Source organism: Streptomyces sp. NPDC058000, from assembly GCF_042886435.1.
Classification (GTDB): domain Bacteria; phylum Actinomycetota; class Actinomycetes; order Streptomycetales; family Streptomycetaceae; genus Streptomyces.
The window spans coordinates 1-17,576 of record NZ_JBHVQS010000048.1 but is presented as its reverse complement, the minus strand read 5'-3'; the positions used below and the strand labels follow the sequence as shown (position 1 = coordinate 17,576).

The following is a 17,576-nucleotide window of genomic DNA, read 5'->3' as shown; positions in this document are numbered from 1 at the left end:
CGTCAGTCATCGTCTTTCGGCAGTTCGGAGTTGGCAGCGTTGCCGATGCCGTAGATGGCGCCGTCCAAGGGGACCTGCTGCCAGGCGGGGATCCCGTCCCGGTTGGTCGTGCGGTGACTGCCGCCGCCGTTGTTGATCTTGTCGCCCGTGTGGTTGGCGGCACCGCCAGCGGCTCCGGCCGCGCCGCTGAAGCCCACGTCGCGCCAGAAGTCCTTTTCCTGCCCTTCCCACATGTCCACGCCGTCCGCAGCGGCCTGCCCGCCCGCACTGCCCAGGCCTTCCACAGACATCCTGCCAAGCGCGTTCTTGCCACCCAATCCCGCGCCGATGGCCTCGCCGGGGGTCCACGCTGCTCCGTGCTTCCCGGAACTCTTCGCCCATTCTTCGATTTTGTCCCCGACCTTCCCGGCGCCTTCCGAGACGGCTGTGCCCGCCAGCCCGGCGACGGCAGCATCCTGCAAGTCCTGGCCCCAGGTGACCTTCTGCCCGGTGACCCATTGTCCGCCGACGTTGCCGATGAAGTTGGCGTCCATGTTCTTGCCGAACTCGAAGCCGAACTTCAGCAGCTTGCTGCTGTTCATCGCGGTCCTGATCTTTTCCATCACTTCGGCGACGCGGATCAGGAGTTGCCCGAGTCGGGTGACCTCGCCAGCTGCCTCGGTGACTTCCGCGGCGGCCGCGCCGGCCGCGATGGCGTCGGAGAATCCCCCGGTCAGCACCGTCAGGCCGATGCCGATCGCCACCGTCGCGGCGATCTCCTCGGCCACCCGATGGACCTCGTCATTGGCCTTCTTGATGGCGTCGGCGGTCTGGTCCAGTTGCTGGGCGACGGCTTCGAATTGCGGCAGGGCCTTCTCCACCTGGCCTTTGGTGTGCGCCCAGTGCGCGTGGAAGGCGTCTGCGGCCGCCCCGGTCCAGTTGTCGCCGAGCCGGACGACCTCCTGGTCCTGAGTCTCGATCGTGCTCTTCAAATCGTGGGCCATGTGCCGCCACGCCTCGGCGCAGGCCCGCAGCACCGACGGGTCCCCACCGGGATTGAACACGTCGAAGCTCTTCTCGATCTGCGGCTGCTGCTCCTGCTGCTGACCGGCCATGTCACTTCCCCCCGAACTGCTGGGCCTGTGCGGCATCGGACGCCTGGTACGTGGCGACGGTGTGCTGCAAGCCCACGGCGTAATGCTGCAACCCCGCACGTAATCGCTGCAGCGCGGTCACGGTGTGACGGGTCATCTCCACGTATTGGGACAGGACCTCGGTGGACTCGGACATCACGCCGAAGGCGTCGTCCACGGTCTCCGCTCGTGACGCGAAAGCCCCGATGCGGTCATCGAGGTGGTCGGCGGAGGCGGTGAAATCCTTGCCCAGGGCCGTGACCGGCTCGGGATGGATCGAAAAATGCTCATGCGCCATCGCTGTCCCCCATGGTGACGTCGCGTGTGATCGATACACCCAGGACCCTAGGCAGACAGGCATCGCAAATCTGATGCGCAGGGCATGGATTTTCACGAGCCCCTAACGCGCCCAGAGCCCCCGGACAAGCTCATGGTCCAGCCCGAGGTGGCTCGACCAGAGTGAGCACAACCAGTGGGTCAACAACCGTGCCTGGTTCCAACTACCGTGCTCTGACTCGGGCACGAACGTGGCGGTCACCAACCTTCAGTGACATCAATCGACTTCGACGGCACGGAGCACCGCATACGACCAGCATCACCCCTGCGGCCCATCGCTTGAGAATCGAACGCAAAGAATTTTTGGACCGTGTTCACCGAGACCGCCGATGGCCTCAGGGCTGGTTCGACGGTGGCTCGCAGGTGGTTCGCCACTGGCTCGCTTGGCCGCTGAGCTGGGCAAGCCGATGGGTCGATGAGAAGCCGAGCGAAAGTCCGCACGTGGGACCGCTGCCGCTCGACGTGTTCGAACGCATCCAGTGGCGATGACAATTCGAGGTTGCCGTTTCCCTATTACTCACGTCAGCACCAGACGGTTTGGAACCCGATTCCGGGCGCCACCCGCCGATGTCCACCAACCGCCGCCGCGCCGAAAGCGCTGTCCGTCGCCACACCACCCGCCCGCTGCCGACCACCCTCTGGTTCCCCGCGCCCGACCAGCCCGACGCCGTCCCAGCCGCCGGCACCGTCCTGCCGCACTGGGCGATCGAGAAGATCCGCACCGAGTTCACCCGCCGCCCCGGCCAGGCCCCCGCACCGCTGCTGAAGCTCTCCGTCCGGGACACCGCGCCGGGCATGGACGCCCGCACCCCCGTCATCACCTACACCGACGGGACACCCAGCAGGCTGTCGATGCTGCTCGCCGAACTCCACCCCAACGCCCTGCCCACCCCCACCGACAGCCTCCCCGGGACTGTCGGCGAGATGCCCGGCGCCATGGACGAGGGCTGGGCCGGCTTCTTCCACCGCGCCCACCGCCTCCTGCCCACCGACGGACTGCTGCTGCTCGCCACCCGCCAACGCCGCGACGACGGAATCCTCACCGACCCCCTCGGCGCGCTCATTGCCTGCGCCCGCACCGCCGGCTTCCGCTACCTCCAACACATCATCGTCGCCCACGCCCACCCCGCCGCCGACCGCCTTATCCCCACCCCGCCCACCGACGCCAGCCCCGGCGTCACCCACAGCGACCTGATCGCCCTGGCCGCCATCCACCACACCGCAGCCTGAGGGAGACGACCCATGACGCGTCCCGCCTCGGTGTGGAACACCGCCCCCACCTCTGCCCCCGCCCAACGCAAAGACCGCTACGTACCCGGTTCATCGGCCCACCCCGCCAAGATGCACCCCGGCATCGCCGCCCATGCCATCCGCACCTACACCCACCCCGGTGATCTGGTCCTCGACCCCATGTGCGGCATCGGCACCACCCTCGTCGAAGCCCTCCACCTCGGCCGCAACGCCCTCGGGGTTGAGTACGAACCGCGGTGGGCCACCCTCGCCTCCCTCAACACCCGCTCCGCCGCCCAGAAAACCGGAGCCGGTTCCGGCATCGTCCGCTGCGGCGACGCCCGCCACCTCACCGACCTCGCCCCCGCCGACGCCCGCGGCGAAGTCGCGCTTGTGATCACCTCACCCCCCTACGGGCCCAGCGTCCACGGTCAGGTCCGCTCCTCCCGGGAGACCGGTGCACCCGGGGTGGTCAAGAAGGACTTCCGCTACGGCCACGACCGCGCCAACCTCGCCCACGTCCCCACCACCCACCTCATCGAAGCCTTCACCGAGATCCTGGCCCAATGCCGCACCATGCTCCGCCCGGGCGGTACCGCCGTCATCACCACCCGCCCCTGGCGAGAACGCGGCGAACTCATCGACCTTCCCTCCGCCGTCCTCGCCGCCGGCAAAACAGTCGGACTCATCCCCTCCCAACGGTGCGTCGCCCTCCTCGCCGGCATCCGCAACGGCCGCCTCATCACCCGCCCCTCGTTCTTCCAGATGAAGAACGTCCGCGACGCCCGCCGACAAGGCACCCCCCTCTCCGTCGTCCAGCACGAGGACGCCCTGATCTTCACCCGACCGGTGAAGGCCCTTCCCGATCCGTCATGGCCGGACACCGCGCACCGGAGCGGGACGTGAGAACGAGCCGCCCATTGTGGTTCCAAAATGACCGCAGCACACTACTGCTCGGAGATGCCCGACGGGCGCTGAGCTCCATGGATGCGGGGTCGATCGACTGCGTCGTCACGTCCCCTCCGTACTGGCAGACCCGTGACTATGAAGGCGCTCCAGGACAGTTGGGGCAGGAAGCCGCCGTCGAGGAGCACATCGAAGCCCTGCGGGAGGTCTTCGCCGCAGCGCGAGACGTGATGGTCGAGAACGGTTCACTATGGCTCAACTTGGGCGACCGATACGCCACGTCAACGATGCCTCGCAGGTGCCGCAACCGGCCGGCCAAACAGCTGCTCGGCATCCCCTGGCGCGTAGCGCTAGCCCCGCAGGCCGACGGCTGGATCCTGCGCAACGAGACCATCCGGCACAAGCCCAAAGCGGTCCCCGAATCCCGCTGCGACCGCCTCGCCCGCCACCACGAACACCTCCTGTTTTTCTTCACTAGACCCCCGGCGTACCACTTCGACCTCGACCCGATCCACCAGCCCTACACCGGTGACCGCGCCCTCTCCCGCCCTATCCACCGCAGCGCCAGCAAGCCCCACGCCGCCCGCGGCATCTGGCCGAAGTCCCGCAGCTGCTCCGCCGTGCTGGGTCCCTCCTGCCAGCCCACCGGGGTTCAGTCCGCCAGCCCCCACCCCAAGGGCCGCAACCCGGGCACCGTCTGGACCATCCCCACCCGGCCCGGCCGCCTCCCGCACACCGCCGCCGTCCCCCTCGACCTCCAGCTGCGCTGCATTGCCGCCGGCTGCCGCCTCGGGGGCGACGTACTCGACCCTTTCAGCGGCACGGCGACCGCAGGAGTCGCTGCGTTTCAACGCATCGCTCAATGCAGGCTTGAGGTGTTTGGACCGGGCAGATGACATCTCGACCATCGTGGGTGCAGCAAGAGACGGTTGAGGAAGAATCGGGCCTCCAGCGTATGTCTCACGCGCCTGGGCCCTGCTGTCCGGAATCTGGGCAATCGACGCTCAAGGGGATTCATCCATCGGCAGTGCCTGTGGGGCGATTCAGGGCTGGAACTGTGTGTGCCGGCCGCCCGGTTGCGCTGGACACTTGGCGAGTTACGACAAGTGACATGGATGTCGCAGACTGTATCGCCGCGCGCTTCGGCGGCGCGCCGAAACGGTGCGGTCAAGAGGGCGGCGACACATTTGAGGTCACGACCACCGCCGCTTCAGTAGATGTGGTCGTAGACCGGTTGGCCGCGATTGAAACTCGAATGAGGATTTACGGCTCGGATAGGTCCGCCGTCCCTAATTCGGCGCAGAAGGCACGAAGGTTCCCGCCAGTAGAGGAGAGCGTGAGGGAAGGGGCAGCAGGGCGCACACTCTTGACCCGGGTTGGGCAAGGGTTGCGACCAAGCATCCTGCTGGCGTTTCAGTTGGCCGATCTTCCTGATGTGGGGCAGTTTCAATTAATGTCGGCAGCGTGGTCCCTTGTCGAGGGCTTGCATGTGCTGATCGAGCAGCTTCGCGCAGAGGGGCGCCCTGTTCGCGCGCGATTGGCCTTGGAGCGCGCAATGCCTTCTGGCAGTGACAACCACTTCAGCTACCCCGTGGTGCGGTTCCTGGGGCGTGGTTAGTACTAGAGGTACTGCGGGATAATCGTGCTGGTGTGGGACCGGCTGAACACCCACGTCTCCCATGCCATGCGTGAATTGATCGCCGAGCGAGAGTGGCTGACAGAGTTCCTGCTGACCACTTACTCGCCCGACCTGAACCCGGTGGAAGGTGTGTGGGCGCACGTCAAGCGCAGCCTGGCCAACCTCGCCGTGTCGCACTCGACCGCCTCGAGACCCTCGTACGCAACCGGCTCAAACGCCTCCAGTACCGCCCCAACGTCCTCAACGGCTTCTCAGCCGGTGCCGACCCCACCAGCGACCCGTAACGGTGGCTCGGCCTTGGCTCGTTGCTTGACCGCCGAGTCACCGGCTCGGAAACCTCATGATCTGGCGGTTGCTGTGACTGAACCAGGCAGGGTGAGGCCTGCCGGAGAGCCGCCGGGCGACCTGAGAATTGATATCTCAGGCGCTGAGAGAGGGGAGAAGTAGTCCCACAGGTGGGTTATCCAACACCTCAACGTCGAAGAGAGGTGGCTCCGCCCACGAAGTGACAGAGTGCAAGTCCACGGTGCCGTTGGAGAACTTCGCCGATTCGAAGGACACAGTGCCGCCTGAGAAGCTTGCTGAGCCAAAGGACACGGTGCCGCCGGCGAACGTCGCCGACTCGAAGGACACCCTGCCGCCAGAAAACTCTGCTCGGTCGAATGCCACGGTGCCGTCAGAGAACTTCGCCGGTTGGAAGGACACCTTGCCGCCGGAGAACGTCGCCGATTCGAAGTAGACCCTGCCGCCGGAAAATGTAGCTGACTCGAAGGGTACCGTGCCGCCTGAGAATCTCGCATCGACGAAGTACAGCCTGCAGTTGGAGAACGTCGTCGGGCCGAAGGACACCGTGCCGTGGGAGAACGTCGCCGAGTCGAACGACATCCTGCTGTCGGAGAACGTCGCCGACTCGAAGGAGACCCTGCCGCCGGAGAACGTCGCCGATTCGAAGGAGACCCTGCCGCTAGAGAAAGTTGCCCTGTGGAAGGACAGCAGGCGGCTGGAGAACGTCGCGCCACTGAACGAGACGTCGCCGTGGAAGTGGCTGTGTGAGAGATCGCCGCCGTCGAAGCTGGCTCCGGTGAAGTCGAAGCTGCAGTTCGACCAGGAAGCGGCTTCCCCTGGTTGCTGCAGGTGCTCGCGGATGACCCGGATGATGGTCTGGCGGACTTCGAGTTCTCCCTCCTTATACCCGGGTAACCTCGGGTTTGATTGGTAGGGCATCCGCACGTAGGCGCATAGCACGTCGACGCAAACCTGGCGCTGCTCTTTCCAGTCGTCCGCGAGCCGGGCGAGGGCGTAAACGCCGGCGAGGCGCACGGCGGCCTTCTCGTGACCAAGCTGTTCGGCCGCCGTGGTGTAACGGTCAGCTAGTTGGCTGGCATCAGCTCGGTGGGCGTCGCCTTCGGCGATGAGCTGCTTGCGGTAGGCGTAGACGCCTACTAGGACGGCGCCGATCAAGGTGACGATGGCGATTGGTGGTCTTGATGGCGTCCGCCACGTTCACCGGCTTCGGTGGTGTTGCCTTGTTGGCGCCACCGGAGATGAGGGCGTAGACGACGTATTGGTAGATCACGTAACTGGCTGCACACGCCACAAGGACAGCCAGCGGTGCCACGATCCACACACGCCACAGCGACGGCGCATAGCGACCGCCGGCACTCCGTTGATAGAGCCACCTGGGTGTATTTGCCACTTCTTCACCATGTGAGTGTGGGGGCTCGCCTGGGCACTCAAGACGGCCATTTAGCCGTTCTGGAAGCTACGTGGCGACCACCTTGGAATGTGGGCGCCTCGCCGTGCTTGTCCAAGGTGATCTGGTCGTGACCCTCAGCATGTGGTGCGCCAGCTGGTCGGCGATGCCGGCGCCAGGGGTCCAGCTTCCGTCGCGCTGGTCTTGTGCAGCGAAGTGTGAATCGCGAAAACCGTCTTCGCGGTCATTGCGGAGGGAGCGCGCTGGTGATTGAGCATCTCTGCGTTGAAAGCGGCCCCGTTCGCGCACGATGGCTGTAATGGGTGCGCAGTGCCCCCGGCAAGGGCAGCAAGGGCGGCGACTTCGAAGAGCCTATGGCTTGGGCCGCGAGGTGCCGTTAGGCTGCGTTGTCGTCAGGGTCGGTATCGGAGTGGATGGTCCGCGGGGATTTCCACGATTACAACTTTGTGCCCGTCCGGGTCGGCGATCCACATCTCGATCAGCCCCCACGGCTCGCGCACCGGCGGCCGCAGCACCGCCACCCCCCGCTCCACCAGCTCCTCGTGCGCCCGCGCCGCGTCGGCCACCTGGAGCCACAGCTGGAGGGTCGGCGTCGGGGCGTCCGTGGCCCGCCCGGAGACCTCCAGGAACCCGCCGCCGAGGAAGTACACCGTGCCGCGCTCCGGCCCCGTACCGAACTCGCGGTAGATCGCCAGCCCCAGCGCCTCGCCGTAGAACGTCCGCGACCGCTCCGGATCGGCCGGCCGCACCAGCACCCTGCTGCTCAGTACCTGCACCATGGCACGGACCCTACGCCGCCGGACCGCCCCGACGGGCCGGACACGGCGCACCGCCGGACCTTCGGGCCTTCCGGCCCTGCCGCCGGCAGCCGCCTCTTGTTAGCCTCGCTGACAGCCATCCTTACGGCCCGAGAGGATCCCGCGCACCATGCCCACCACCTCGCTGACCTTCCGCACCGCCACCGACGCCGACGTCCCCGGGCTCGTCGCCCTGGTCGAATCGGCCTACCGCGGGGACGCCAGCCGGGCCGGGTGGACCACCGAGGCGGACCTGCTGGAGGGCCAGCGGACCGACCCGGACGGCGTCGCCGCGGTGGTGCGCAACGAGAGCGGCCGACTGCTGGTCGCCGAGCGGGACGGCGAGCTGGTCGCCTGCTGCCAGCTGGAGCACCGCGAGGACCACGCCTACTTCGGGATGTTCGCGGTCCGCCCGGACCTCCAGGGCAGCGGCCTGGGCAAGGTGATCATCGCCGAGGCCGAGCGCACCGCACTGACCACCTGGGGCACCCCGGAGATGCGGATGACCGTCATCCGGCAGCGCGAGGAACTGATCGCCTGGTACGAGCGCCGGGGCTACCGCCGCACCGGCGAGTTGACCCCGTTCCCGTACGGCGACGAGCGGTTCGGCATCCCGCAGCGCGCCGACCTGGAGTTCGAGCTGCTGGTCAAGCCGCTGGGCTGACCGCCGGGCCGGCCGCGGCGGCCGGCCCTACAACCGCCCGGCCTCGATGATCCGCTGGAGGAACTGCCGGGTCCGGGCGTGCCGGGGCGCGCCGAACACCTCACCGGGCGCCCCGCGCTCCAGCACCACCCCGCCCTCCAGGAAGCACACCTGGTCGGCGACCTCCCGGGCGAAGCCCATCTCATGGGTGGCGATGACCATCGTCATACCGTCCTCCTTGAGGTCCCGGACGACCCGGAGGACCTCGCCGACCAGCTCCGGGTCGAGCGCCGCGGTGATCTCGTCGAGCAGCAGCAACCGCGGCCGCCCGGCCAGCGCCCGGGCGATCGCCACCCGCTGCTGCTGCCCCCCGCTGAGCCGGTCCGGATACTCGCCGGCCCGCCCGCCGAGCCCCAGCCGCTCCAGCAGCTCGCGGGCGCGCTCCTCGGCCTCGGCGCGCGGCACCCCGTGCACCCGGCGCGGTGCCAGCGTGATGTTGTCCAGCACGCTCATGTGCGGGAAGAGGTTGTACGCCTGGAAGACCACCCCGATCCGGCGGCGCACCGCGTCCGCGTCGGCCCGCGGATCGGTGATCTCCTCGCCGTCCAGGAAGATCGCCCCGTCGTCGATCTCCTCCAGCAGGTTGGTGCAGCGCAGCAGCGTGGACTTGCCGGACCCGGAGGCCCCGATCAGCACGGTCACGCTGTGCGGGGCGACCTCCAGGTCCACGTCCCGCAGGACGACGGTGCCGCCGCGCCCGTAGGTCTTGCGCACCGACTCCATCCGCAGCACCGGCCCGCCGTCCCCGGCCGCCGCCCCCGCCGCCTCCGCCATCACGGTCCCGTCCGTCGTGCTCATACCGTCCCTCCCTGGGCGCGCCGGCGGTCCATCCGGGCGGTGACCCAGTCCGTGAACCGGGTCATCGGGATCGTCAGCGCCACGAAGACCAGCCCGGCCACCACGTACGGCGTGTAGTTGAAGTCCTTGCTGGCGATGATCTGCGCCGCGTAGACGGCGTCCACCGCACCCGCGATCGACACCAGCCCGGTGTCCTTCTGGAGCGACACCAGGTCGTTCAGCAGCGGCGGCACGACCCGCCGTACGGCCTGCGGCAGCACCACGAAGCGCAGCGTCTGCCCGCCGGAGAGCCCCAGCGACCGGGCCGCGGCCCGCTGCGAGGGGTGCACCGACTCGATACCGGCCCGGAAGACCTCCGCCACGTACGCCGAGTACGTCAGCACCAGCGCCGCGCCGCCGAGGGTCACCGGATCGGTGGTGACGCCCTGGAGTCGGAGCGCCGGCACCCCGAACACCACCATCAGCAGGCAGATGATCAGCGGCATACCGCGGAAGAAGTCGGTGTAGGCGGTGGCCAGCAGCCGCAGGGGGAAGAACACCGGTCCGCGCAGCGTCCGCACCACCGCCAGCAGCAGGCCGAGCACCAGCACCGCGGCCCCGCACACCACCAGCAGCCGCAGGTTCAGCAGCAGCCCCTCCAGCACCTTCGGCAGCGCGATCCGTGCGTACGCGGCGCTGAAGAACGTCTCCCGGGTGCGCGGCCAGCCGGGCGCGGCGGTGACCACGAAGTACAGCACCGCTCCGGTGACCAGCGTGCTCAGTGCCGCGAGGGCGGTGGCCCGGCGCGCCCGGGTGCGCTTGTACCGCTCCCGTTCGATCCGCCGCCGGGACGGCACGTACCCGTCGTCGTCGGCGGATCCACCCACACCGTCCGGCACGGCCCCCTTCCCTTTCCGCGTCTTTTTCCCCGTCCCCGTCTCCGCCACCTTCGCCGTCCCGGACGTCACTTCAGCACCGGCACGTTGACGGCGTCGGCCAGCCACCGCTTCTCCAGCGCGGCCAGGGTGCCCTTGCGGCGCAGCGCGTCCACCGCCGCCGTGACGCAGCCGGTGATCGTGCTCTCCTTGTCCAGCACCAGCCCGAACTGCTCCTTGGCCGGCCCCTGTTGGGCGAACTGTCCGACGACCACGGCGTCCTTGAGCTCCGCTGACGTGATGTAGAAGGCGGTCGGCAGATCGACCAGGATCGCGTCCACCTGACCGTTCTTCAGGGCGGACTTGGCCAGATCGTTCTTCTGGAAGACCGCGACGGGCTGGCGGGGGCGGATGGTGTCGTTGACGAGGTCGAGACTGGTGCTGCCGACCTGGGCGCCGAGCTTGACGTCCTTGAGGTCGGCGATGCTCTTGGCCCCGGCCGCCTTGGAGCCCTTGACCGCGACGACCGCCTGCCGCACGTCGTAGTAGCCGGAGGAGAACGCCGCCGCCTGCTTGCGCGAGGCGCTGATCGACACCTGGTTGACGTCGAAGTCGAAGGACTTCGCACCGGGCGCGAAGGCGCTGTTGAACGGCACGGTCTGCCAGCGCACCGCGTCCTTGCCGTACCCCAGCTCCTTGGCGACGGCATAGGCCACCGCCGACTCGTAGCCCTTGCCGTTGGCCGGGTCGTCGTCGCTGAACCAGGGTGCGTAGGCGGGCTTGTCGGTGCCGACCGTGATCTTCCCGGGCGCCACGGTGGTCAGTTTGCCGGGCGTACAGCTCTGCTTCCCCTGCCCGGCGGCCCGCGAGCCGCTGGGGGACGCGTCCTGCGGAGCGCAGCCGACCGCGGTGACGAGCAGCAGGGCGGTGGCGCAGACGGTGAGACGTACGGGGTGTGGCGACAGGTGCATGTCGGGAGAGTGGCAGCGCACCGGCCTCCCTGTCGAGATCACCGGGGTGAACGTCCACATGCTGGAAGTCCGTTGCGCCGCTGTGAACTGCGGGTTTCCCGCCGGGCGACCCCCGTGTGCCGGCTCGGCCGGCCCGCCCGCCGGTCCGCCGGCTACGCGGTGAAGCGCACCGCCCGCCGGATCTCCGGCTGGTCGGTCACCACCCCGTCCAGCCCCAGCCCGCGCGCCAGCCGCAGCTGGTCGTGGGTGTTCACCGTCCAGCCCAGCACCGTCAACTGCGCGGCATGCGCCTGCTCGACGAGTTCGAGGGTGAGCCGCCGGATGTCGAGCGACACCAGCTCCGCGCCCACCGCCCTGGCGCGGTCGATGACATCGGCCCCGTACCGTTCGCCCACCAGCCCGGTGCGCGCCCCCGGCAGCAGCGTGCGGATCGCGGCCAGCGCCTCGTCGTGGAACGAGATCACCTCCACCCGGCCGGTCAGATCGCGCGAGCGCACCACCTCGGCCAGCGCCCGGGCCGCCGCGACGTCCTTGATCTCCGCCTGGAGCGGCAGCCGCACCGCGTCCACCACCTCCTCGAACACCGGGACCCGCTCGCCCTGCCCGGCGTCCAGCTCCCGCAGTTCGGCGAGGGTGCGCTCGGCGATCGTGCCGGTGCCGTCGGTGGTCCGGTCGACGTCCGGATCGTGCATCACCACCAGCGCGCCGTCCTTGCTCAGATGCAGGTCCAGTTCGATGACGTCGACGCCCTCACGTTCGGCCCGTACGAAGGAGCGCAGGGTGTTCTCCGGCTCCACACCCATCATTCCGCGGTGCCCGATGGTGAGAAAGGACAAGGCTGCCTCGCTTTAAGTCGGCTCGGTTGCTGTCGGCTCCGCGCACATGTCGGCCGCCGGCGCACTGCTGCCCGAAATGGCCCACAGCCTAATCCGCGCAACAGCGGCAGCCCGGTAGGGACAAGTGCCCTCTAGCCCGTACGAGTGCCCCCGTGCCGCGCCCTCTACGCACCGTCGGCCGGACCGGATGCCGCCATCCGCGCCAGATCCGCCAGCATCGCCTCGGCCAGCGCCAGTTCCGCGAGGTGCTGGCGCTCGCTCCAGGCCAGCGCGACGCGGGGGAACGCCCATTCCGGGACCTGTTCGGCGCGCCGCAGGGCGCCACGGACCTCGGCCAATGCGTCCCGGGTCCGCGCGAGGTGCTGCTCCACCAGGGCGTGCAGGGTCTCCGGGGCGGCGAGGTGGCCGAGCCAGAGGCGCAGCACCAGCGGGTGTTTGAGGACCGGCGGACCCGGGTCGTCGGTGCCGTCCGCCCAACCGGCGAGCGCGGCGCGCCCGGCGTCGGTGAGGGTGTAGCGGCGGGTGGGCCGGGGCTCCTCCGGTCCTGACCGCCGCGACGTGGCGAGCCCCAGCCGCTCCAGCCGGCGCAGCTCCGCGTAGATCTGGCTGATCGCCGGCGACCAGTAGAAGAACCGCAGCGAGGAGTCGGCCCACTTCTTCAGCTCGTAGCCGGTGCGCGCACCGCGGAAGGAGAGCAGTCCGAGCACCGCCCACGCGGTCGGCGGGAGGTCCGGCAGTCCCGCCCCTTCCAACATCTGACGATTAGTCATATAGCTGATTGAAATAGTGAGTTGGCCGCCGGACAAGCCAGGAGGCGCCATGCAGTTCTCGATCATCTTCGAGGCCCAGCTCGCCGATCCGACCGTCGGGCGCGAGCACCAGCTGTTCCACGACTGCGTCGAACAGGCCGTGCTCGCCGAGCAGATGGGCTTCGACCGGATCTGGGCCGTCGAGCACCACTCCCTGAAGTGGTACGCGCACATGAGCGCCCCGGAGGTCTTCCTGACCTGGGTCGCCGCCCGGACCCGCACCATCCGCGTCGGCCACGGCGTGGTCTGCATGCCGTTCGCCTTCAACCACCCGGCCCGGGTCGCCGAGCGCGCCGCCACCCTCGACCTGCTCTCCGGCGGTCGCCTCGACCTCGGCGCCGGCCGCGGCGGCACCGCACAGGAGACCTCGCTGTGCGGCGTCGACCGCGACCGCACGACCCAGGAGGTGGAGGAGGCGCTGCGCATCATCGGCCGTGCCTGGCAGGGCGAACAGCTCGCCTACCACGGGGAGTTGATCGACATCCCGCCGCACCCGATCCTGCCCCGGCCGCACCAGATGCCGCACCCGCCGCTCTTCCTCGCCTGTAGCCGCACCGAGACCCTCCGGCAGGCCGCCGAACTGGGCGTGGGCGCCCTCGTCATGGGCTTCGCCGGCCCGGAGGCGGTCGCCGAGTTGCGCACCGCGTACGACGCCGCCCGTGCCGCCCGCACCGACGACCGGCTGGTCTCCGGGCGGATCAACGACCACTTCGCGGTGCTCTGCCCGACCATCGTCCTGGCCGACCGCGAGCGGGCCCGCGCCGTCGGCCTGCGCGGCCAGCGCTTCTTCGCCCAGGCCATCGCGCACTGGTACGGCGGGGCGGGGATCCCCGACGAGGCCGTGGTGGACGGCGCGGACGAGGCCGCCGAACTGCGGCGGGCCGCCGAGACGGTCGTCGCCCACCTCCACGAGCAGCGCATCCCGGTCCGCCCGAACGCCACCGCGACGTTCCGGGCCGACCACGCCTACGGGACGGCCGAGGACGCCATCGCCTACGTGGAGCGGCTCCGGGTGGCCGGCGCCGACGAGGTGATGTGCCTGATCCAGATGGGCACCGTGCCGCAGGAAGCCTGTCTGGAGACCATCCGCCAATGGGGTGAAAAGGTCATTCCGCACTTCGCCGGGGACCGCGTCCGCCCGGCGCCCGTCACCCGCCCGGCCGGGCCGTGACTCCAGCGCCTACCCCGCCACCCTCCGGAGAAAACGCGGAATCCGGTGCCCTGCATGCCAGGAAGTGAGGTCCGAGCCTTACCTCACAGGAAAAACAGTCGTGACCACGGGGGGTAGGCAGAATAATTTTCACCGACCCCACTTGAATGGGCGATCCTTGGCTGGTTACGGTGTCCTCACAGGACGATCTACCGCCGGAGGGCAGTCATGACGGAAATTCTTTCGCCTGTGGGTGTCCGGGGTGGCACCCTGTCCGACGAGTCCGTGGTTGCGCACCCCGCCTGGCCCGTACTCAAGGACGCCATCGAGGCCATCCGCCCGTGGCAGGCCAAGGACGGCTCGATCGACCTCGCAGCGGACGGCGCACCGACCGCCGCGGCCGTCCGCCACGAGGTCGAGCGGGCGATGGCCGCCATCCGCGAACTCGCCCCGCTCCTTCCGCACAACGCCGCCTACCACCAGGCGCTCGCCGCCGACCTGCACCGCTGGGCCGACGACGGCTTCGGCGTCCCCGACTTCCTCGACTCGCTGCTCGCCTTCCAGCCCGCCCAGCAGCGGGCCGACGGCCTCCAGCACCTCGTCGTGTTCCCCATGTACACGCAGAACGGCAACCCGGACCGCAACTTCGAGGCCGTCGTCCTGCGCATGGTCTGGCCGGACTGGCTCGCCGACCTGGAGCGCACCCGCTACGACAACCCCCTCTTCTGCGGGATCACCTTCGAGGACTTCACCGCCGGCTACGACACCAACTCGGCCGTCCTCTTCCCCGAGACCATCGCGGTCCGCCAGGCCCCCGAGCGGTTCAGCTGGGGCGGCATCTTCTGCGACCGCGAGGCCGCCCGCTTCCGCCGGGTCAGCGAGGCCGCCGTGGACCTGCTCGGCGTCGAACTCCCCCCGGACGTCGAGGCCATGCTCGACGACCAGCAGCGCTGCCAGCAGGCGTTTGTCCTCTGGGACATGATCCACGACCGCACCCACAGCCACGGCGACCTGCCGTTCGACCCGTTCATGATCAAGCAGCGCCAGCCGTTCTGGATGTACGGCCTGGAGGAGCTGCGCTGCGACCTCACCGCCTTCAAGGAGGCCGTGAAGCTGGAGGCCGAGGGCTACCCGCAGGCCCGCGACGTACAGTTCGCGGTGATCTTCGACCGGATGTTCCGCTTCCCGGTCACCGGCGACCGGGTGCGCAATTATGACGGCCTCGGCGGCCAGCTGCTCTTCGCGTACCTCCACAAGCACGACGTCGTACGCTGGACGGACAACACACTGCACATCGACTGGGAGCGGGCGCCCAGGGTCACCAACCAGCTCTGCGGCGAGATCGAACAGCTCTACCGCGACGGCATCGACCGGCCGAAGCTGGTCCACTGGTTCGCCGCCTACGACCTCGTCTCGACCTACCTCGCCCCGCACCCGGGCTCGGTCTGGGCCAAGGGTCCGGACGCCCTCAACCTGGACCAGCCGCCGCGCAAACTCGTGGACGACGTGCTTCCCGACGAGTTCCCGCTGAGCATGTTCTACGAGGCGCTCGCCAAGAAGCTGCGTACCGTGATCGCCTCGACCAAGGGCATCACCGCCCACAGCGACGTGCCGGCGGCGGCGTGAGAAGCGTGCGGACCGACCAGGAACAGAACGGACAGCAGAGCGTGCGGACCGACCGGAACACCCGGCCAATGGCCGTCCAGGGGCAGGACGAGGAGGCGACGGAGATGGTTACTTCGACGGGCGGCCAGGGGCCGCTGGACGGTGCGGTCATCGCGGTGGCCGGCGCGGCCGGCCCGGCAGGCCGAGCCACCCTGATGCGACTGGCCGAGGCTGGCGCGGTCGTGGTCGGCTCCGACTCCAACGCCGAGCGGCTGGCGGAGGCCGTCGACGCGGCCCGCTACGCCCACGGCGGCGCCACCGTCATCGGAGAGACCGTCGACCTCCTCGACCTCGACCAGACCCGCGAATGGGCCGCCCGTACGGAGAAGGAATTCGGCCGGGTCGACGGCGTCGTCCACCTCGTCGGAGGCTGGCGCGGCTGCTCCACGTTCACCGAGACCGACCTGGGCGACTGGGACACCCTGCACAAACTCCTGGTCCGCACCGTCCAGCACACCTCCCTCGCCTTCTACGACGCCCTCGAACGCAGCGGCAACGGCCGCTACGTCCTGATCAGCGCGGCCGGCGCGAGCAATCCCACCGCGGGCAACGCCGCCTACGCCGCGTCCAAGGCGGCCGCCGAAGCGTGGACCCTCGCCATGGGGGACGGCTTCCGCAAGTCGGGGGGCGAGGAAGGGCCACGCGCCGCAGCTGCCATCCTGATCGTGAAGGCGCTCGTCAACGACCAGATGCGCGCCGAGCGACCGAACGCAAAGTTCGCGGGCTTCACCGACGTCACGGAGCTGGCCGAGGCCATCGCCGGAGTCTGGAACCGGCCCGCCCAGGAAGTGAATGGACAGCGTCTGTGGCTGACCCCCACGCCGTGAACCGGGCGAAGACCGACGCCCGGCAGCACCACGACCCGCAGATCCGCGGCTTCGCCAGCGACAACTACGCCGGTGCACACCCCGAAGTGCTCGCCGCGCTCGCCCTCGCCAACGGCGGCCACCAGGTCGCCTACGGCGAGGACGACTACACCGAGCACCTCCAGCGCGTCTTCCGCAGCCACTTCGGGCAGCGCGCCCAGGCATTCCCGGTGTTCAACGGCACCGGCGCCAACGTCGTCGCGCTCCAGGCCGTCACCGACCGCTGGGGCGCGGTGATCACCGCCGAATCCGCACACATCAACGTCGACGAATGCGGCGCCCCCGAGCGGATCGGTGGCCTCAAACTCCTCACCGTCCCCACCCCGGACGGCAAACTCACCCCCGAACTCATCGACCGCGAGGCGTACGGCTGGGACGACGAGCACCGGGCCATGCCGCAGGTCGTCTCGATCACCCAGAGCACCGAACTCGGCACCGTCTACACCCCGGACGAGGTCCGCGCCATCTGCGACCACGCCCACGAACGCAACATGCTGGTGCACCTCGACGGCTCCCGCATAGCCAACGCCGCCGCCACCCTCGACGTCCCCATGCGCGCCTTCACCAACGCCGTGGGCGTCGACATCCTCTCGTACGGCGGCACCAAGAACGGCGCGGTCTTCGGCGAGGCCGTGGTCGTCCTCAACCCCGACGCGGTCGGCGCCATGAAGCACCTGCGCAAGCTCTCCATGCAGCTGGCGTCCAAAATGCGCTTCGTCTCCGTCCAACTGGAGGCGCTCCTGGCCAAGGACCTCTGGCTCCGCAACGCCCGCCACGCCAACGCCATGGCTCAACGCCTGGCCACCGGCGTCCGTGAGATCCCCGGCATCGAGATCCTCTACCCCGTCCAGTCCAACGGCGTCTTCGCCCGCCTCCCGCACGACGTCACCGAACGCCTCCAGAAGCGGTTCCGCTTCTACTTCTGGGACGAGCGCGCCGGCGTGGTCCGCTGGATGTGCGCCTTCGACACGACCGAGGACGACATCGACGGCTTCCTGACCGCGATCCGCGAGGAGATGGGGCGCTAACCGGTCCGCTGCGCTTGGCTGGGCTTCCCACGTTGTCGGCCGTCCCGCCGTGGGGGTTGCTGTTTTTGCGCCTGGCGGCGCGGGCGGGGCCGCTGCGCGGGGCTGTTGGGTGCGGTGTCGGGGCGGAGGGGTCGGTGTGCAGGACTGCTGCGCTTTACGTCC

The 17,576-nt window shown here is 69.1% G+C and carries 18 protein-coding genes and 1 pseudogene; 10 read left to right on the top strand and 9 right to left on the bottom strand.

What is annotated here, in order from left to right; all coding sequences use genetic code 11:
• Positions 1-2: 2 nt before the first annotated feature.
• Entirely contained in the window at positions 3-1,094 is a 1,092-nt protein-coding gene (locus ACFVT2_RS32420) for a WXG100 family type VII secretion target (protein WP_390023715.1), read from the bottom strand.
• A 1-nt stretch (position 1,095) separates the two neighbouring features.
• Complete coding sequence (locus tag ACFVT2_RS32415) at positions 1,096-1,410, bottom strand: ESX-1 secretion-associated protein (RefSeq protein WP_390023713.1); 315 nt, start codon at positions 1,408-1,410, stop codon at positions 1,096-1,098.
• A gap of 605 nt (positions 1,411-2,015) precedes the next feature.
• Between ACFVT2_RS32415 and ACFVT2_RS32410 the strand changes: the two genes are divergently transcribed.
• From ACFVT2_RS32410 to ACFVT2_RS32390, 5 genes and pseudogenes are all read left to right on the top strand, one after another.
• Positions 2,016-2,678: a hypothetical protein gene (locus ACFVT2_RS32410; protein ID WP_390023711.1), complete on the top strand. Its 663-nt coding sequence runs from the start codon at positions 2,016-2,018 to the stop codon at positions 2,676-2,678.
• A gap of 12 nt (positions 2,679-2,690) precedes the next feature.
• On the top strand, positions 2,691-3,584 hold the full coding sequence (locus ACFVT2_RS32405) for a TRM11 family SAM-dependent methyltransferase (RefSeq protein ID WP_390023709.1): 894 nt from the start codon (positions 2,691-2,693) through the stop codon (positions 3,582-3,584).
• Between the two features lie 77 nt (positions 3,585-3,661).
• Complete coding sequence (locus ACFVT2_RS32400) at positions 3,662-4,480, top strand: DNA-methyltransferase (RefSeq protein WP_390023707.1); 819 nt, start codon at positions 3,662-3,664, stop codon at positions 4,478-4,480.
• The gene (locus ACFVT2_RS32395; RefSeq protein WP_390023705.1) at positions 4,477-5,202 is read left to right on the top strand and encodes a hypothetical protein; all 726 of its coding nucleotides are present in this window, start codon (positions 4,477-4,479) and stop codon (positions 5,200-5,202) included. Before ACFVT2_RS32400 ends, ACFVT2_RS32395 begins: the two co-directional genes overlap by 4 nt.
• A 21-nt stretch (positions 5,203-5,223) precedes the next feature.
• Positions 5,224-5,507: pseudogene (locus ACFVT2_RS32390) on the top strand (transposase); the annotation flags it as partial.
• 136 nt (positions 5,508-5,643) lie between these two features.
• Here ACFVT2_RS32390 and ACFVT2_RS32385 read toward each other — a convergent pair.
• Positions 5,644-6,684 carry a pentapeptide repeat-containing protein gene (locus tag ACFVT2_RS32385; protein WP_390023703.1) on the bottom strand — a complete coding sequence of 347 codons (1,041 nt, stop codon included), beginning with the start codon at positions 6,682-6,684 and terminating at the stop codon, positions 5,644-5,646.
• 645 nt (positions 6,685-7,329) lie between these two features.
• A complete protein-coding gene (locus ACFVT2_RS32380) occupies positions 7,330-7,716 on the bottom strand; it encodes a VOC family protein (protein ID WP_390023701.1) in 387 nt (128 codons plus the stop codon).
• Positions 7,717-7,864: 148 nt separating this feature from the next.
• On the opposite strand from ACFVT2_RS32380, the gene ACFVT2_RS32375 reads away from it, so the two are divergent.
• On the top strand, positions 7,865-8,398 hold the full coding sequence (locus tag ACFVT2_RS32375; RefSeq protein WP_390023699.1) for a GNAT family N-acetyltransferase: 534 nt from the start codon (positions 7,865-7,867) through the stop codon (positions 8,396-8,398).
• A 27-nt stretch (positions 8,399-8,425) separates the two neighbouring features.
• On the opposite strand, the gene ACFVT2_RS32370 is transcribed toward ACFVT2_RS32375, so the two are convergent.
• From ACFVT2_RS32370 to ACFVT2_RS32350, 5 genes are all read right to left on the bottom strand, one after another.
• Entirely contained in the window at positions 8,426-9,235 is an 810-nt protein-coding gene (locus tag ACFVT2_RS32370) for an amino acid ABC transporter ATP-binding protein (protein WP_390023697.1), read from the bottom strand.
• Entirely contained in the window at positions 9,232-10,113 is an 882-nt protein-coding gene (locus ACFVT2_RS32365; RefSeq protein ID WP_390023695.1) for an amino acid ABC transporter permease, read from the bottom strand. Before ACFVT2_RS32365 ends, ACFVT2_RS32370 begins: the two co-directional genes overlap by 4 nt.
• 65 nt (positions 10,114-10,178) lie before the next feature.
• A complete protein-coding gene (locus ACFVT2_RS32360) occupies positions 10,179-11,060 on the bottom strand; it encodes an ABC transporter substrate-binding protein (RefSeq protein ID WP_390023693.1) in 882 nt (293 codons plus the stop codon).
• A gap of 152 nt (positions 11,061-11,212) precedes the next feature.
• Entirely contained in the window at positions 11,213-11,896 is a 684-nt protein-coding gene (locus ACFVT2_RS32355; RefSeq protein WP_390023691.1) for a glycerophosphodiester phosphodiesterase, read from the bottom strand.
• Positions 11,897-12,060: 164 nt separating this feature from the next.
• The gene (locus ACFVT2_RS32350) at positions 12,061-12,666 is read right to left on the bottom strand and encodes a PadR family transcriptional regulator (protein WP_390023689.1); all 606 of its coding nucleotides are present in this window, start codon (positions 12,664-12,666) and stop codon (positions 12,061-12,063) included.
• 49 nt (positions 12,667-12,715) lie between these two features.
• On the opposite strand from ACFVT2_RS32350, the gene ACFVT2_RS32345 reads away from it, so the two are divergent.
• From ACFVT2_RS32345 to ACFVT2_RS32330, 4 genes are all read left to right on the top strand, one after another.
• The gene (locus ACFVT2_RS32345; protein WP_390023687.1) at positions 12,716-13,876 is read left to right on the top strand and encodes an LLM class flavin-dependent oxidoreductase; all 1,161 of its coding nucleotides are present in this window, start codon (positions 12,716-12,718) and stop codon (positions 13,874-13,876) included.
• A gap of 207 nt (positions 13,877-14,083) precedes the next feature.
• Positions 14,084-15,481, top strand: a complete 1,398-nt coding sequence (locus ACFVT2_RS32340; protein ID WP_390023685.1) for a DUF6421 family protein — start codon at positions 14,084-14,086, stop codon at positions 15,479-15,481.
• A 68-nt stretch (positions 15,482-15,549) separates the two neighbouring features.
• Positions 15,550-16,347 (top strand): SDR family NAD(P)-dependent oxidoreductase, encoded by a 798-nt coding sequence (locus tag ACFVT2_RS32335; RefSeq protein ID WP_390023796.1) that lies wholly within the window; start codon positions 15,550-15,552, stop codon positions 16,345-16,347.
• Entirely contained in the window at positions 16,344-17,414 is a 1,071-nt protein-coding gene (locus ACFVT2_RS32330; RefSeq protein WP_390023794.1) for a threonine aldolase family protein, read from the top strand. Before ACFVT2_RS32335 ends, ACFVT2_RS32330 begins: the two co-directional genes overlap by 4 nt.
• The last annotated feature ends 162 nt before the right edge of the window (positions 17,415-17,576 follow it).

What these genes read in the sequence shown, in the direction of transcription:
- ACFVT2_RS32410 (WP_390023711.1), top strand. Translation starts at nt 2,016, where the DNA reads ATGTCCACCAACCGCCGCCGCGCCGAAAGCGCTGTCCGTCGCCACACC.
- ACFVT2_RS32400 (WP_390023707.1), top strand. Translation starts at nt 3,662, where the DNA reads ATGGATGCGGGGTCGATCGACTGCGTCGTCACGTCCCCTCCGTACTGG.
- ACFVT2_RS32415 (WP_390023713.1), bottom strand. Translation starts at nt 1,410, where the DNA reads ATGGCGCATGAGCATTTTTCGATCCATCCCGAGCCGGTCACGGCCCTG.
- ACFVT2_RS32345 (WP_390023687.1), top strand. Translation starts at nt 12,716, where the DNA reads ATGCAGTTCTCGATCATCTTCGAGGCCCAGCTCGCCGATCCGACCGTC.
- ACFVT2_RS32335 (WP_390023796.1), top strand. Translation starts at nt 15,550, where the DNA reads ATGGCCGTCCAGGGGCAGGACGAGGAGGCGACGGAGATGGTTACTTCG.
- ACFVT2_RS32375 (WP_390023699.1), top strand. Translation starts at nt 7,865, where the DNA reads ATGCCCACCACCTCGCTGACCTTCCGCACCGCCACCGACGCCGACGTC.
- ACFVT2_RS32370 (WP_390023697.1), bottom strand. Translation starts at nt 9,235, where the DNA reads ATGAGCACGACGGACGGGACCGTGATGGCGGAGGCGGCGGGGGCGGCG.
- ACFVT2_RS32395 (WP_390023705.1), top strand. Translation starts at nt 4,477, where the DNA reads ATGACATCTCGACCATCGTGGGTGCAGCAAGAGACGGTTGAGGAAGAA.
- ACFVT2_RS32420 (WP_390023715.1), bottom strand. Translation starts at nt 1,094, where the DNA reads ATGGCCGGTCAGCAGCAGGAGCAGCAGCCGCAGATCGAGAAGAGCTTC.
- ACFVT2_RS32360 (WP_390023693.1), bottom strand. Translation starts at nt 11,060, where the DNA reads ATGCACCTGTCGCCACACCCCGTACGTCTCACCGTCTGCGCCACCGCC.
- ACFVT2_RS32350 (WP_390023689.1), bottom strand. Translation starts at nt 12,666, where the DNA reads ATGACTAATCGTCAGATGTTGGAAGGGGCGGGACTGCCGGACCTCCCG.
- ACFVT2_RS32405 (WP_390023709.1), top strand. Translation starts at nt 2,691, where the DNA reads ATGACGCGTCCCGCCTCGGTGTGGAACACCGCCCCCACCTCTGCCCCC.
- ACFVT2_RS32340 (WP_390023685.1), top strand. Translation starts at nt 14,084, where the DNA reads ATGACGGAAATTCTTTCGCCTGTGGGTGTCCGGGGTGGCACCCTGTCC.
- ACFVT2_RS32380 (WP_390023701.1), bottom strand. Translation starts at nt 7,716, where the DNA reads ATGGTGCAGGTACTGAGCAGCAGGGTGCTGGTGCGGCCGGCCGATCCG.